The organism is Sphingobacterium sp. UDSM-2020 (assembly GCF_016132525.1).
Taxonomy (GTDB): Bacteria; Bacteroidota; Bacteroidia; order Sphingobacteriales; family Sphingobacteriaceae; genus Sphingobacterium; species Sphingobacterium anhuiense.
This window is the reverse complement of sequence record NZ_CP066166.1, coordinates 1757349-1773355: the sequence shown is the minus strand read 5'-3', so window position 1 is coordinate 1773355 and position 16007 is coordinate 1757349. Positions and strand designations below refer to the sequence as shown.

Here is a 16007-nt window from a genome sequence, read left to right as displayed (position 1 = left end):
TAATCCCGTATCCAATCTCAGCTACCACGATGTTTTCTTCTAATCCTATAATATACCAACCGAACTATTACCGCTGTTCTTTTTACGGTCTTTTAAAAGGTGATTTTCTTTTAATACCGGATCGATATTTGAATCATAATTAAACCAATCAATTAGTTTCGTCATCTCATCTGAGAGTCGTTCAGCCTTTGGTGCTTCAAAATGCACGACCTCTCTTCCTATTCCTCCAGAAACCACTTGCATATCACCACTGCGCCATTGTGCAACATCAATCTTATACAACCCGCTTCTCCCTATCGGAAATAATGCAGAATGCCAGCCGAATAACCTTTCGTCACTCAAAGTTTTATCCGTGTTTTGTGTAGCATCTAACATCATTTCTACTACTCCATCGATATGACGATCAGCATGTTTCAAACCAGAGTTATCTAGCCCTAGTCGAATAGCTATTGAAGACCGTACCTGTTCTGGATTTAATATCTCTCCTTCTATTTCCGAAGATTGAACAACATCTTGGATAAGTGTTTCTAAGTTAGCTTCGTCTTTTAACGCAAAGCCTAATAACTCCACTTTTCCAATAATCTTCCCTTGGAGATATCTTACTTCACTTAGTGGATTCAGAATTTTCTCCTCGTCCAACATAAATACTGTCCAGTTGTGCCGTTCATGTAGATAGACTGCCATACTTTATATCCTTTATGCGGTAAATATAGCAATTATTTACCGCATAAAAAGCGGAGAATAAATTAGTTAATCTCCGCAATCAAATTGGACACCTCAGATAAACACTATGTTTTACGTCTAAAAAATTGGATTTACTACGAATACCCAAATGTCCAAACACTGTCAGGACACCTGACCTGGTTATTTATTTGTAAACTTTTAATCATTGGTAATAAAACCAAAAAAAGCTTTCATGAAAAGGAACCCTATTTCCTATCGGCAGTTCCTCTGAGCCAATACCAAGCGTTCAAATCGAGCGCTTATTCAGTAATCGAGTGCGAAAATGGAATTAGAAAAATAAAATCTCCTAAACAAACCCTACATTTTAAGCAACTACACATATATTATCAAGCCCAAGACAAAATATTGAATGAGCAATTTGCTAATAATCTAGATAGGATTTATTGGAATGAATATCCCCACCGGTTGACAAAGTTATTTAATGGTGAATATAAAAATGCTTATCCAGAAGACGTTAACGGTTTGGCTATCGTTTTCAGCCTTCGCCAACTCTTCGAATAGTTCATGATAGATAAGCTTTGTTCTTTATTGGCATCATGAATTGTCAGCAGACTTTAGGTTCTAACTTTAACCAAGTAACACAGTGACGACTAACGCAGTAACGATCAGTCTATCTTACTCACCTCATAACCTACTAACATTATAACCTTTTTAAGGCTGACCACCACCCCCAGCTGCCCCGTAGATCTGTCCTGTTGCATAGCTGGCATCATTGGCTGCCAATTGCACATAAATGGATGCCAGTTCCGCCGGCTGTCCAGGTCTAGCCAGCGGAGTGTCTCCGCCGAAATTTACAAGTTTGTCCATGGTGGCTCCTCCACTCACCTGCAGAGCAGTCCATATCGGGCCAGGTGCTACACCGTTCACGCGTATCCCTTTTGGTCCTAGCTGTTTTGCCAACGATCTTACAAAGCTTGTATTTGCAGCTTTTGTCTGCGCATAATCAAAAAGATCGGCAGAAGGGTCTGTTGCTTGAACAGAAGTAGTGGAAATAATGACCGATCCAGGCAGAAGATGCGTTAAAGCGGCTTTCGTTATCCAAAAAGGCGCATATATATTGGTTTTCATCGTTGCATCAAAATCTTCGGAACTGATATCGGTAATTGAAGGCCTTGTTTGCTGCCTTCCCGCATTGTTTACCAAGATATCAAGACCACCTAACCCCGTCACTGCATCTTCCACCAGTTGCTTACAAAAGTCTTCATTGCGCAGATCACCCGGAATGGCCACAGCTTTACGGCCTTCTTTTTTAATCAGGTCTATCACCTCCTTAGCATCAGATTCTTCAGCAGGTAAATAATTTATGGCAACATCTGCTCCCTCTCTAGCATAGGCAATAGCAGCAGCCCTGCCCATTCCCGAGTCGCCTCCCGTGATTAAAGCTTTACGTCCCACAAGCCTACCCGACCCTTTATAAGAAGTTTCTCCATGATCAGGGCGAGGATCCATTTTACTCACTAGCCCCGGCCATGGTTGTTTCTGTTCTTTAAATGGAGGTTTGGGGTATTTCATTCTTGGATCTTCTACTGGGAGGATCCCCATTTGTCCCAGCGTGCTTTTAGAGTACCCAACAACAGGTGCTAGGGCCATGGTCGCAATTCCTGCACCTAGCCCGCCTATCACCATACGACGGCTGATTTTGTTTTCTTCACTGTTCATAATTGTAAAATTTTATTAGCATTTATAGATGATCTATCTTCTTACTAAGCACATCATCCTTTGATAATACCTTCCTACACGCTATTATCTATAGGTTTTTAATAATCAATTTGTCCCCAGCTTTGTAAAAGACATCGTGTTCGAGGGCTTTTACTCGAGAGAAGACGCTAATTATTAACATCTTGGCACCACGAATGTTGAACGATTTAATACTTGATTTTATACGTATATATTCGGGTTATGCACCGTAAATGAATTATTTATTTCCCACCAAAGCTGAACAACTGTTTTGTGTATCGGTATAAAACAGCCTCTCCATGGCTAAAAACAATGAATTGGATACTGTAAAAAAATAGGATGAAGTATTAGTACTAAACATTCTAATTTATGCTAGTTTATTTCTTAGCATACCTATGACAATTTTTTGTATCTTGGTATTAATTTTTTTCATAATTGGATGAATTTATGGCTATCCCCAACGTCGCTCGTCGTTGGGGATTTTTTGGCTATATCGTGAGTCAGGTATTTTCTATCAATAAGAGCTGCTATGCTACTAATGGTAAAAAAAATAGTTATTTTTGACAGGACAACTACATCACAATTTATGGACAACAGGCTCAGGGACGTTTTTTTTCAATTAGTGCGCATCGGATTATGGAACAAGGAATCACTTGTACTTGATACACCATTATCAGAGGCCGATTGGTTGCAAATACGCGCTTTTGCAATTCACCACACCGTCGAAGGACTTATCTATGACAGTTTTTCGTTTTTAGAAGAACAACAATTACCCTCAAAATCCCTTCGATTAAAATGGACAGTACGGGTGGATCAAATCGAGCGCCGTAATGCGAAGATGAACGAAGTTATCGCCACCCAATATACCGCTTTCACCAAACAAGGTTTGCGTCCTATCTTACAGAAAGGTCAAGGCGTTGCAGCATGCTATGAAATCCCTCATCATCGAATGTCAGGAGATATTGATTGGTATTTCGAAGAAAAAGGCTATGCCAAAGCGAGAGAAATTCTTAAAGAAAAGCAACTGAACTTCCAAGATACTGCAGGATTTAGCTTATTTTATGAGTGGCAAGGAATTGCTATTGAGCATCATAAACGGCTTTTTCATATACGCAACCCATTTCAGTATCGTTATTTACGCCAACTTGAACGAAAATACTTTCAACAACAGCAAGAAATCATTATAAATGGCATTCCCATTAAAACTTTGGCTCCGGAATTACAGTTATTACAGGTAAATGTACATATATTCAAACACTTACTCTCTTTCGGTATAGGTTTACGACAACTTTGTGATTCAGCACGACTTTATCACACTGTCTCTACCCAGGTTGATTCACAAGCCTTGAAAGAAATTTATATGCATACCGGTATTCTGGGTTGGACACATTTATTACATATCATCCTTGTCAAGCATCTAGGTTTACCCGAAGAATCTGTCCCTTTCCCTTACCCCGAAAAATGGGATGCGGACTGGATGATGGATGAGATTTTTTATTCAGGTAATTTCGGTTATCATGATGAGCGCTATAAAGATAGTTCTTTCTCTCCTTTATCAGCCCGTCCAGCAGGTGCACATCGGATATGGTCTAACATGAAACGGTATTTTAAATATGCGCCACAAGAAGTATTTTTTTATCCATTCGTACAACTTTATTCCAAAGTTTTAGGAATCGATAATGATTAGCATAAATGTATAAAAATCGCTATATTTTTTACAATATCACTATTTTAGGCTTGAATATTGTCATAACAAATGACAATAATAATTATTAATTTTATAATACCAATTTCGAAACATCAGATTAATATTAAAACTATGAGCAAAAGAAAAGACAATTCAAGATGGCTAAATGTCGCTATTTCTTGGGGGGGCGAGTATCGTCATTATTGGGGTATTATTTAAAATATTACACATAGGAGGTTCCTATGCCAACTACATGATCGGTATTGGTCTAGGCGTAGAGGCGTTCCTATTCTTCCTGATGGGGTTCAATCCTCCTCCGCAAGAACCAGATTGGAGTCGTGTTTATCCGGAATTGGACGATAATTTTACAGGTGAGCGCCCAGTCCGTGGCGCAGCAGTTGTCAACCAACAATCAGGTCCATCAGCAACTGCAGCGTTAGATAAAATGTTTGCTGATGCAAATATAGAACCCGCATCGATTGAAAATCTAGGAAGAGGCTTACGTGACTTTAGCGAAAAGATGTCAGCCATCAACAAGATTTCAGATGTATCGTTGGCGACAGAAGATTTTACTCAAAAGCTAAAATTGGCAACTTCAAAATTCGACCACATGAGCCAAGCATTTGAAAAAGCATCTGCTAATTTGGTTCAAATGTCCAATTCTTCAGCCGATACGACAAGTTACCATGATCAGGTTCAAAAACTGACCGGCAATTTGCAACAGTTGAACGGGATGTACGAGCGTGAGCTTCAAGACTCTGCTTCACACCTCAAATCCATGAATCAGTTTTATGAAAATTTAAGTTATACGATGCAAAACTTCAACGAATCTTTGGACGATTCCAAGGCATTTAAAGAAGAAGTGGGCAAGCTTGCAAAAAACCTAAACGCATTGAATGCGATTTATGGCAATATGTTAAGTGCCATGAACCAACCTCGAGTATAATTCATCCTTGTATAATTTAATTCAATAAAAATGGCATTAGGAAGAGAAACTCCAAGACAAAGAATGATTAGCATTCTTTATCTGGTATTATTGGCGCTACTCGCGCTGAATGTACCCGATACCATCTTGGATGCATTTAAAAACATCAACAATAGCCTGGAAACTTCCCGGTCGAATGTCAACAATGCGGTGCAGCAATTGTTTACGTCATTTGAAAACACCAAAATGAAGGAAGAACCAGCACGCGCTAAGCCGATATACGATAAAGCAAAACAGGCACAGGCCATCATTGGCGACCTGAATACCTATATCAATAGCCTGAAAGAGGAATTGTCCAAACAAGGTGGCGGTTACGACAGCGAAACCGGAGATCTAGTGATGCGGGAGAACGAAGACATCTCTCCCAACCTCATGATCAACGAGAAAAAAGGTGTTGTTCTGAAAGACAAAATCAATGAAACCCGCACCAAACTACTTACACTTTTAGGTCCTGAAGGGCAAAAAAGCGTTTCCTTCTCGCTTGATGCTTCGGACCCTGAAAAAGCAGTAAATGGGAAGAAAACCTGGGAAGAAATCAATTTCGGTAATGGTACACCCTTAACAGCAGCCATGACCATTCTTACGAAAATCCAGACAGACGCACAAAATGCAGAATCAGATGTTGTAAAATTGATCTTGGGAAAAATGGATCAAGCAATTGTCAATCTGGATAAGTTTGCAGCAGTTGCGGTTGCCCCAACTTCGTATTTAGTACAAGGACAACCCTATAAAGCTGAAGTATTCTTAACCGCATCCGACTCAAAGTCACAACCAGCGATCAGTGTGAATGGATCGGCATTACAAATTGTCGACGGTAAAGGAGTCTACACAGTACCAACGAATAAAGAAGGTACATTTTCTTGGACAGGAGTTGTGCAGGTCAAGCAGACAGATGGTTCTATGAAAGAGTACCGTACAGCCACACAGACCTATCAGGTAGCCCGTCCATCGGCGGTGGTATCACCAGACAAGATGAATGTGTTGTATATCGGTGTAGACAATCCACTTTCAGTTTCGGCTGCAGGTACACCAACAAATAAAGTAAAAGTGGACATAACAGGTGGTAGCCTTTCAGGCTCTGGCGGTAAATATAACGCACGAGTTTCATCACCAGGAACAGCACGTGTCACTATTGCTGCTGAAGTAGCACCAGGAAAAATGCAAACGTTGAGTACGACCGAATTTCGTGTAAAACGTATTCCAGATCCTATCGCTAAGTTTGCAGGTAAAACAGGCGGTAATATGGCAACAGTAGCCCTTAAAGCGCAAAATGCCGTATTTGCCACTCTGGAGAACTTTGATTTTGACGCTAAATTTAAGGTCACCAAATTTACGATGATATTGGCTAAGCCACGCGCTGATGCAATTGTTTTATCCACCTTAGGTAATCAATTGAGCTCAAGTATGGCATCTGCGCTGAACGGCATCGTACCCGGCACACGTGTTATTTTCGATAACATCGTCGTTGTAGGTCCTGATGGTACCTCTCGCCAGTTAAATGCAATCGCATTGACCGCGAACTAATATAAAAAAAGCACATAAAAAAACCTTCTCAATGTGTTGAGAAGGTTTTTTTTATGATAAGTATTTCGATTTTTACAATGGCGAATTTAAATCTTACACATTAACTTCCTAATCTGCTAAACTTATTGATAAATTAAATATTTCTTTCTCATCTCTTTATAGGTCTCGAGTCCTGGTTCCCAGCTTTTACGAATTTCATCTGCCGACATCCCCGCATTAATGGCCTCCCGTAGCGCAGGTCCACCCGCTAACTTATCAAATACAACAATTTCTTTACTTTGCTTGGCATCAAAAAATATTTTTTTATTCGGATAGTTCTGATACGTCTCGATCAACCAAGAAAGGTCAATCTGCTTTGATGCTCTTAATTTTTGTAGATCAACAGTTCTTAAGTCCAAGCCATAGCACAGTTCATTCAGGTGAATTGGTGTCGCACTCATATTTGGGATGCTGACTGGCGTAAACGTAAAATCATATTTCCCCTTTAATTCTGGAGCACCAATAACGGTGAATGGGAACAATGTGCCTCGCCCTTCACTGAGCACGGTACCTTCAAATAAGCAAGTCGAGGGGTATAACAGAACCGCCTGATCGGTATTGATATTCGGGGACATATTTACAGGTGGTATATATTCCATCTCATGGCTATAGTTTGCTACGGGAACGATTTTGATGTTACATTGAACACCATTTGCGAGCCAGCCTTCCCCATTGATCATCTGCGCATATTCCCCGACCGTCATACCATGGGTGACGGGCACAGGGTGCATGCCGATTCCCGATTTATACGCCATATCCAATATTGGTCCATCGATAAAGTATCCATTGGGGTTTGGTCGATCTAAAATCAAAAGTTCTTTTCCCTGTTCCGCACAAGCTTCCATGACGCGATGCATCGTCGCGATATATGTAAAATAGCGAACACCAATATCTTGAATATCAAAAATCATCAGATCGACATCTGCCAACATCTCTTTTGTGGGTTTATTGGTCTTGCCGTATAAAGAAACTATTTTAACACCTGTCGCTGGATCAATGGCATCCGTAACTTTTACCCCCGCACCTACGTCACCACGAAAACCATGTTCCGGGCCAAAAACTTTGACAATATTAACACCAAGTGCAATCAGGCTATCCACACTGGATTCATCTCCGATTCGTGATGTAGGATTAACCACCATCCCAATTCTTTTTCCTTTCAAATAACTGAGATATTCGGAGGTTTGATCAGCCCCTGTACGGATTTGTGCAACAAGAGGATAGGTGAGTAACAGGACGATGCAAAAGCTGAAGATAATTTTGACTGTTTTCATATTTATGAGATCATCCACATAACCTGAATTTCTTTTAAATCTTTATTTGGTAAAAGGAGGTTATACGGGGTTTATAATCATGTAAAAAGGAATGTAATTGTCATTTCTTTTCTTCTGTAAGAATAAGCATAAAAAAAGCATTCTCAAAAGATGAGAATGCTTTTTTTTATGATAGCAAAAATAAACTACACTTATTTTTTCTTTCCTTTTTTCTGAACATTAGGAACAAAATCCTCTAAGTTTTCCGTTTTCACACCCTTAGGATTCGTCCATAATTTCTTTTTATAAGCATCGATCTTTTCCTCGATCTGCGCTGCATCTTGCAATTGCTGTGCTTCATCAGCTACTTTTAGCGCACCAGCAGAAGATTCACGGATGATGGTACTTGCATATTTCTTCTGTACGAACAGGTCATCCATGGTCATATCGTATAATCCTTTATCTGGATCGGTAATATCTACCTTCACAAGGCTATAGCGCAATTGTGGGAAATACAACCAAAATGCAGGAGTAGAACCTACCGATTCGGCCAGCTCAGCTGAAGTCGTGATATCCATTAGCGGAGCTACACCAATGATACGGCTCTCCAAACGGCCACGTTGCTTATCAAAGAAGATATCCTCTTTGATACGAAATTTGGTGACGCGAGTAGGATCAAATTCATTTAGCGCCATTTTTGAATCGATTTGGTTACCCTCATCATCAAAAATCGGGACCAATACACTATCTGTAAAACGAGCAATACCCTCATTGGCACTCATTCTACCTTTAAAAGAATCGTCATCGGGACTATATAGCGACAACTTACCCGTTTCAATTGCCTTCATGATAATCTCAATCAAGGAGTTTCCCGGTGTAGCGAGCAAGGCATTTTTTTCATCTTTTAGATCGATATCGCGCCATACTCTTTTGTAAAAGCGGATGTTCTTCATATTGATTTCAGGATACGCAAACGGTACTGCATCTTCCAAATTACTGGCCTGGTAAAAACCATCCGTAGTCGGAATCGTATCCATTAATACTTCTTCCTGAGCAAAGGCCGGAATAAATCCGATAGCCATTGCAATTGTTATCAAAAGTTTCATTAGCTAATCTTTTTTTCATAGCCGAAGTTAGTTTTACAAGTCCTAAACCTGCTTTACAGGTGCCGGACAGTGCGAACTACCACAGCTATCGATATAAATATTTTTATTCCGTTACTTAGTATTTTCTAGTTTTGCTTTGTACTGTTGGCATCTCAAAAGCAGACATCACACAACGGAAACCGATATACGAATGAGGTTCATAATCCACTGAATAATTACGGGTTTCACTATTAAGCTGTTCGCCATTATCCTTCCATGAACCACCACGCACTACTTTTCTTTTCAAAGCATCTGCATCTTCTTCATTCGCATCGTACAAAAGAACGGGATTCAGATCATTGACAAATACCATCGCCGAAGGGCTGAAAGCATCTAATGTCCACTCCGACACGTTTCCAGCCATATTATAGATTCCAAATGCATTTGGGGTATATGACTTTACCGGAAGGGTAAACGTAGCACCATCACGCGAATAAGTACCCTCACCCTGCTTAAAGTTAACCGCTAACTTTTCCTTACCTTCTAAACCATCGATTGTCATTCGAGTGCTTGCCGTTGTATCACGAGGATCCAATTTCCCTTCTGCGGCATATTGCCATTGTGCTTCAGTTGGAAGGCTCAGTGCCAGTTGAAAACCACTCAGATAAGAGTTTTTGATCAACGTTGCCATGATTTCTTTTCCGCGCCAATCTGTAAAAGCTCTTGCCTGTCTCCAGGTTACACCAACTACAGGATAATAATCAAAAGATTCATGCGAAAAGTAATTCACATCAAGAGATGCTAATTGTGCGTTAGGGAAATCATTAGACCAGATGTCCTCAACAGGCATCACCAATACGGCATCGGTCACATATTCTTTCTTCGTATTACCTCTCGTTTTTTGATAGGTGAATTGATAATTAAGGACCTCTGGATTAAGTGTTCTTTTTGACCCCTTCATCAAGATCATCGGTGCTAATTGCTCGCGGATACTTGGGTCGTTGCTTTTCCATAATGGCGAAACTTTCTTTACTTTTTTCCAATTTATTGGACGTTCACCTTCAGGATCAGCGGTATTCAAGAAATACTGATCATCTTTCAAATAATCCGTTACCGCAATCGAATCGGCCACCCAGTTGATAAACTCGCGGTACTGCTTGTTGGTCACTTCGGTTTCATCAATAAAAAATGCACTCAGACTCACATTTTTGCCGGTATCAGCAGAATCTAATGAGCTTTTAAACAAAATCGTTCCCGAAGGTACGTATACCATTCCTGGAGGCGCAGGCAATTCTCCTGCACGAAAAGCAGAAACTTTAGGAGCCTTATATATTGACGAGCTAGATTTACAAGCCTGCATACACATCAAAACTGCTAAAAAAACCAGCCCGAATTTCAGTGTCGGATCGTATTTTTTCATATTATTCATAGTCGCTGTTATTATTATTTTAGAGTTCGTTACGATCAAAAATTAATTACGGTTGAATAGCGCATATTTAACACCAACAGATAAAAAACCATATTGGTCGTTATTTTTATTGATAACTCCATCCAAATTATCATTCGTGGTCAACGTATGCTGATAGTTAACATTGACTGCCCATTGCGGCCCATAGAGTGTGCGACCAAACGGAATATCTACACCAATATTAAGGGGCACTATAAAATGAATACCTGAGCGATCCTGAGCAATCTCCCCTCCAATGGCTGCAACACCCTCTTGAAATGCTGGAGAGAAATTAGTAGCAATCCTATTCTTGATAAGACCAGCTCCTGCACCGATATAAATATTACTCAATATGCGTTGAAAATCACTCGTTATCAAAGTATAGTAACTATAATTATCAGGTAGATTCATAAATTTCCCCAAGCGCAATTTCGCATTCACATTTCCAGCGTAATAGCTATTCTTATAAGTTTCTTCCGTACTATTACCACTCACCGTACCCTTTTCTGCACGTAATCCAACTGATATAAAGGGTGTAAACAAATAATCCCCTTCTCCATACCATGTAAAATGTGCTTTTGAATTTTTGAAATCGGTCATACCATAAGCTGCTCCAGCTCCAGCACCTATGGTAATAGGACGTGAGAACTGCGCTGAAGCAGTCGCCAGACAGCTAAGTAAAATAAACGTAAAAAATAGCTTTTTCATTATATTAATTGATTTGTTTTATTGTAGACACCTTATAAAGAAACGATTTATCAGTCACATTGTTGTTGCAATTGATAGAATATCCAATATACTCGCAATTGTATCACACGAGCATGCATGAGCAATTTTTAAGCCATCTTTCACAAAGTAAGCCATTTTCTATCGATGTAACAAAATGAAATATTGATAAAATGATAAAAAAAATGGCGCATTTCCTTTAAGAGAAAAGCGCCAATTTAAAAGTTATTTACGATTTATTTCATTCCAAACTTAGTTTTCAAATTTTGCCAAAATTTTGAAAAGCCAGTTTTCTTAGTTCCTTTGTCACCATAACCATAGCCGTAACCATAGCCATAACCATAGCCACGGGCAAAGTCAACATCATTGATTACTGAAGCTAAATTTTTCAACTTTCCTTCAACATATAATTCACGTGGTATCTGAAGCAAACGTTTATCCAAGAAGTTGACACGAGATACATACAAGGTCAAATCGGCATTATGCGCGATTAACAAGGTATCGGTTACCAAACTAACCGGTGCTGTGTCGACTAAGATATAGTCATAATGCTCACGTGCATATTTGATTACATCATCAAAATGTCCATTCATTAAAAGCTCTGCAGGATTAGGAGCTATATAACCCGAATAAACCACATCAAAATCATAATTTCCAGGTTTTTTAATGATAATATTATCCACATCCATCTCCGGATTGATCAAAAACTGTGTAATTCCGATATTAGTATGTTGCATATGGGATAGACCTAAATAATCCAATATTTTTGGACTCCGGATGTCTGCCCCGACCAATAAGACTTTTTTATCCGACATAGAAAGAATTTGCGCAAGATTTGTAGTTACAAAAGTTTTTCCTTCTCCTGCTATAGTGGAAGTCACAAACACAACTTTCGAAAGGTCCTTCTTGTCTGCACTGAACATAAAAGTCATATTGGTCCTCAAAATCCGGAAAGCTTCTGCTAAAGAAGAACGGTCATTGAGATGGATGACGGTATCTTCAGCACTAGGGATTTCTCCTAAAACAGGTGTTTTAATAACATCTTCGATATCCTTTCGCGAATGAATTTTATTATCCAATAAGAAATTAATATATAAAATACCAAATGGAATAAGAAAACCCAAGAATAATGCACCAAGAAGTATCATATTTCTATTTGGTGACACAGGTGTCCCATTACCATAAGCTGCGTCGATAACCTTAAGATTGTCTGGCGTTGCAGCGGCTCTAACTTCACTTTCCTCTCTTTTCTGTAATAATAACAAATAAAGTGATTCTACAATCTGTTGCTGTCTTGAGATCTTTTTAAATCCTTGCTCCTGATTAGGAATAGAGTTGATCTTACCTTTAATCTCATTGGATTTACGCTCGATACTACTTAATGCCAACTTAGTTACCTGGCGATAATTCTCTAATGAGCGACGAATGTTATTACGACTCTCAGCGATATTCTCATTAAGACCGATCACAGTAGGATTCAGATCTGAAGCTGATTTTAACAAATCATCACGCTCCAGTACTAACCTGTTATAGGCCTCTATTGCAGTGCCAATGGAAGCATCTTGTAAACCGATATTGGATGGCAACAATTTGCCTGACGTCTCTCCCTTTAGGAAGTCGCTCATATGATCTACCAACTGTAATTGTGTCCGGTATTCCAACACCTTTTTATCATTCTCAGAGGCGTTATTTAGAAATACACCCGCTTCAGTAGCCATGTCCACCATCGAATTGGCAGACTTAAAGTCTGCAGCTTGCTCATCTGCACCTGAAAGATCCTGAGAAATCAATATTAAACGTTTATTGATAAAGTCAGAGGTTGCACGAGTCATACGTAGCTTATCATTGGTTAGATCACTGTTATAAATATCGATCAAGCTATTGAGGATCAACTCCGATTTTTTACTCAATGTCGATACCATCGAGAAATTAACAATATACGATTGCACATCCTTCGCCGGTGAGATACTCACCGCACCAATCGTGGCATCTACAGCTCTACTTTTAGGGACGATAGTAATTTCGTATTCACCATTTACATCAAATTCTCTTGCAGGATTTCTTTTTAAAGCCAATGTATACTTACCAATTTTGACAAATTTATCAAAGTCCGAAATCAATACCTTTTTAGTAGAGACATTCGTTATCTCGAGCTGTCTACCATCATGCAATTTCACTTTCAAGTGTAATCTTACAGTATCTTGATTTCCTTTTTGCTGTAAGACAAAAGGCATATCCTGCTCCAATATTTCCGAAGAACGGATCTGTCCCATTTTTGCGTAAGTAATATGCAAATTATGAAGATCTACCACCTTCCGCATTAGCCTTCTGGAAGATAAAACCGCAATCTGATCGCTCACAAATGCACCCCGACTACCACCTAAGCCCATACTACTACTTAACTCGGCAATTCCAGCCAATTCTCCCGCAGAAGCACTACGTTCATCTTTTAATAAGATTTTTGCTGTCGTATTATAAGTACGCTGTGCATAACGCAGATAAACCATGGCGATACCCACGGAAAGTAGTATAGTCAGCACAAACCACTTCCAGTAAAAGGCATATTGCTCAAAAAGCTGCCTTAAGTTAAATTCTTCTTCTTTCTTGTCGTTGATCTTATTCAATTGTTGTTCCATGGATATATTAGCGTGTCAATACTGAAATTACGGTGATAATAAGGCCTGCTATCGAAACAATGATATTCGTATTCGCGCCTAATTTTGAATTGTTGATCTGTGCTTTATTTGGCTCAACATAGATGACATCATTTTGTGCCAAATAATAATACGGTGAATTTAACGTCTCTTCTTTAGTTAAATCCAAGCGATGCATCGATTTTTGTCCACCGACCTCGCGAACCAATAACACATTTTCACGAACCCCGCGAATGGTTAAATCGCCAGCCATACCCAGTGCCTCCAATATGGTCACACGCTCTGTAGGCATCACAAATGACCCCGGATGTGCTACTTCTCCCAAAACTGATATACGAAAATTATTGAAACTTATATTCACAACAGGATCTTTGATATACTGACTCAACTCAGCACGTAATTTATCGATAGCTTGTAAACGCTTTAAACCTGCAACTTGAACTTGACCGAGCATGGGTAAGGTTATAATACCTTTCGCATCTACCGTATAAGTTGGACGTTGAGCCAGATCTGAATTTTGGGCCGTTGCCCCTACACCTAAGGTACTTATAGGATTAAATGGTGCCGTTACTTTGGGATCTGCAGCCGATACAACTATCGTTAAAATATCATTAGGCTGAATGGTAGGGATATGCTGATCATAGACCGAATTCAATTGAGTAGAATCTGGTTGCAGATATACCATATTTTTTCTGGATCCACAAGAACTAAAAACAATCAGGATAGCTATAAACAATCCTAATACAAAACCACACTTTGAAATTAATCGCATGTTATATTCAAATTTAAAAAATTTATTCTACTTAATTATGACAAAAATATATTATTTTACTTAAACTACCCTATTTAATATGATATTAAAAAAGATAATTAGGAAAGTCGTAGCATCATAGCAAAGATAATGCCTAATCAACCAAATATTTCTAATTACACTTTTACAAACTTTCTTTAGCCTCTTCAAAATAATTAAAAATTCAGTCATCAGAATTATTAAGAAGCTCTACTATTAATAAATAGAGCTTCTAATAGCTATAAAAACTTTAAAACGCTATTTAGAAAAAACCTGATCAATAGCCAACTTAATTCGCTCAAGCTCTATATCTGTTAAATTTGATCCAGACGGCAGACATAATCCTTTATCAAACAATTCTTCAGCTACCTTAGCTCCATAATAAGATGTACCTTCAAACACGGGCTGTAAATGCATGGGTTTCCATAATGGTCTGGATTCAATGTTCAACTCAAGTAAAGCCAATCTTAAGTCTTCTCTTGTAATACCTGCCTCATCAGGTTCAATTGTAATTGCTGCTAACCAATGATTTGAATAAAAATCTGAAGTAGGTGCTACAAATACTTTTACTCCCGGATAATTAGCAAACAAGTCTACATAAAACGCAGTCATCGCACGACGTGCATCAACTCGCTGAGTTAAAACCTCCATTTGTCCACGACCTATACCTGCACAGATATTTGACATACGATAATTATAACCGATATGCGAATGTTGATAATGAGGCGCATCATCACGTGCTTGAGTTGATAAGAAAACAGCTTTATCTTTATCTACTTTATTGTGACAAACCAATGCACCACCACCAGAAGTAGTAATGATCTTGTTTCCGTTAAAACTCAATACACCAAACTTTCCAAAAGTACCACATGCCTTACCTTTATAAGTTGAACCTAAAGCTTCAGCTGCGTCTTCAATAACCGGAATATCAAATTCATGTGCTACTGCTAAGATCTCATCCATTTTTGCAGGCATCCCATAGAGATGAACCACAATTATTGCCTTTGGTACGCGACCTTTAGCAACATGATCAGTTATAGCCTCTCTTAGCGCTTTAGGACACATATTCCAGGTATCTTCTTCAGAATCTACAAAAACAGGAATTGCACCTTGATAAGCAATTGGATTTGCTGATGCAGAAAATGTCATCGTTTGACAGATTACCTCATCACCGTGACCGACACCACATTCGATTAGTGCTAAATGTAAAGCAGCTGTACCAGCAGACAGAGCCGCGACTTTAACATCTGCATTTAAAAATTTTTCTAAATCCTCTTCAAAACCATTCACATTTGGTCCTAGAGGTGCAACCCAATTTGCATCAAAAGCCTCATGAATAAACTGTAGTTCGCGGCCACCCATATGCGGGGATGAAAGCCAAATTTTATCTGACATC

The 16007-nt window shown here is 39.1% G+C and carries 12 protein-coding genes; 3 read left to right on the top strand and 9 right to left on the bottom strand.

Features of this window, described 5'->3' with window-relative positions; all coding sequences use genetic code 11:
- Positions 1–45: 45 nt before the first annotated feature.
- Positions 46–684 (bottom strand): Fic family protein, encoded by a 639-nt coding sequence (locus JAZ75_RS07780; protein ID WP_208701013.1) that lies wholly within the window; start codon positions 682–684, stop codon positions 46–48.
- 711 nt (positions 685–1395) lie between these two features.
- Positions 1396–2403 (bottom strand): SDR family oxidoreductase, encoded by a 1008-nt coding sequence (locus tag JAZ75_RS07775; protein ID WP_317192311.1) that lies wholly within the window; start codon positions 2401–2403, stop codon positions 1396–1398.
- A 547-nt stretch (positions 2404–2950) separates the two neighbouring features.
- Here JAZ75_RS07775 and JAZ75_RS07770 point away from each other — a divergent pair.
- The 3 genes from JAZ75_RS07770 to gldM all read left to right on the top strand — a co-directional run bounded on the left by JAZ75_RS07770 (position 2951) and on the right by gldM (position 6617).
- The gene (locus JAZ75_RS07770; RefSeq protein ID WP_208701011.1) at positions 2951–4108 is read left to right on the top strand and encodes a nucleotidyltransferase family protein; all 1158 of its coding nucleotides are present in this window, start codon (positions 2951–2953) and stop codon (positions 4106–4108) included.
- Between the two features lie 166 nt (positions 4109–4274).
- The gene (gene gldL / locus JAZ75_RS07765; protein ID WP_208701009.1) at positions 4275–5054 is read left to right on the top strand and encodes a gliding motility protein GldL; all 780 of its coding nucleotides are present in this window, start codon (positions 4275–4277) and stop codon (positions 5052–5054) included.
- 30 nt (positions 5055–5084) lie between these two features.
- Positions 5085–6617, top strand: coding sequence for a gliding motility protein GldM (gene gldM, locus JAZ75_RS07760; RefSeq protein ID WP_208701007.1), 1533 nt, complete (start codon positions 5085–5087; stop codon positions 6615–6617).
- Positions 6618–6739: 122 nt separating this feature from the next.
- Here gldM and JAZ75_RS07755 read toward each other — a convergent pair whose 3' ends face one another.
- From JAZ75_RS07755 to JAZ75_RS07725, 7 genes are all read right to left on the bottom strand, one after another.
- The gene (locus JAZ75_RS07755; RefSeq protein WP_208701005.1) at positions 6740–7930 is read right to left on the bottom strand and encodes an exo-beta-N-acetylmuramidase NamZ domain-containing protein; all 1191 of its coding nucleotides are present in this window, start codon (positions 7928–7930) and stop codon (positions 6740–6742) included.
- A gap of 191 nt (positions 7931–8121) precedes the next feature.
- A complete protein-coding gene (gene gldN, locus JAZ75_RS07750) occupies positions 8122–9015 on the bottom strand; it encodes a gliding motility protein GldN (RefSeq protein ID WP_208701003.1) in 894 nt (297 codons plus the stop codon).
- 115 nt (positions 9016–9130) lie between these two features.
- Positions 9131–10423, bottom strand: coding sequence for an SUMF1/EgtB/PvdO family nonheme iron enzyme (locus JAZ75_RS07745; RefSeq protein WP_208701001.1), 1293 nt, complete (start codon positions 10421–10423; stop codon positions 9131–9133).
- 42 nt (positions 10424–10465) lie between these two features.
- The gene (locus tag JAZ75_RS07740) at positions 10466–11149 is read right to left on the bottom strand and encodes an outer membrane beta-barrel protein (protein ID WP_208700999.1); all 684 of its coding nucleotides are present in this window, start codon (positions 11147–11149) and stop codon (positions 10466–10468) included.
- Between the two features lie 254 nt (positions 11150–11403).
- The gene (locus JAZ75_RS07735) at positions 11404–13803 is read right to left on the bottom strand and encodes a GumC family protein (RefSeq protein ID WP_208700996.1); all 2400 of its coding nucleotides are present in this window, start codon (positions 13801–13803) and stop codon (positions 11404–11406) included.
- A gap of 7 nt (positions 13804–13810) precedes the next feature.
- Positions 13811–14593: a polysaccharide biosynthesis/export family protein gene (locus tag JAZ75_RS07730; protein WP_208700994.1), complete on the bottom strand. Its 783-nt coding sequence runs from the start codon at positions 14591–14593 to the stop codon at positions 13811–13813.
- Positions 14594–14869: 276 nt separating this feature from the next.
- Entirely contained in the window at positions 14870–16006 is a 1137-nt protein-coding gene (locus tag JAZ75_RS07725) for a DegT/DnrJ/EryC1/StrS family aminotransferase (RefSeq protein ID WP_208700992.1), read from the bottom strand.
- Position 16007 lies beyond the last annotated feature (1 nt).

Coding starts and splice junctions, on each gene's coding strand:
- gldN (WP_208701003.1), bottom strand. CDS start 9,015: ATGAAACTTTTGATAACAATTGCAATGGCTATCGGATTTATTCCGGCC.
- JAZ75_RS07780 (WP_208701013.1), bottom strand. CDS start 684: ATGGCAGTCTATCTACATGAACGGCACAACTGGACAGTATTTATGTTG.
- gldL (WP_208701009.1), top strand. CDS start 4,275: ATGTCGCTATTTCTTGGGGGGGCGAGTATCGTCATTATTGGGGTATTA.
- JAZ75_RS07730 (WP_208700994.1), bottom strand. CDS start 14,593: ATGCGATTAATTTCAAAGTGTGGTTTTGTATTAGGATTGTTTATAGCT.
- JAZ75_RS07775 (WP_317192311.1), bottom strand. CDS start 2,403: ATGAACAGTGAAGAAAACAAAATCAGCCGTCGTATGGTGATAGGCGGG.
- JAZ75_RS07755 (WP_208701005.1), bottom strand. CDS start 7,930: ATGAAAACAGTCAAAATTATCTTCAGCTTTTGCATCGTCCTGTTACTC.
- JAZ75_RS07725 (WP_208700992.1), bottom strand. CDS start 16,006: ATGTCAGATAAAATTTGGCTTTCATCCCCGCATATGGGTGGCCGCGAA.
- JAZ75_RS07770 (WP_208701011.1), top strand. CDS start 2,951: ATGCTACTAATGGTAAAAAAAATAGTTATTTTTGACAGGACAACTACA.
- JAZ75_RS07745 (WP_208701001.1), bottom strand. CDS start 10,423: ATGAATAATATGAAAAAATACGATCCGACACTGAAATTCGGGCTGGTT.
- JAZ75_RS07740 (WP_208700999.1), bottom strand. CDS start 11,149: ATGAAAAAGCTATTTTTTACGTTTATTTTACTTAGCTGTCTGGCGACT.
- JAZ75_RS07735 (WP_208700996.1), bottom strand. CDS start 13,803: ATGGAACAACAATTGAATAAGATCAACGACAAGAAAGAAGAAGAATTT.
- gldM (WP_208701007.1), top strand. CDS start 5,085: ATGGCATTAGGAAGAGAAACTCCAAGACAAAGAATGATTAGCATTCTT.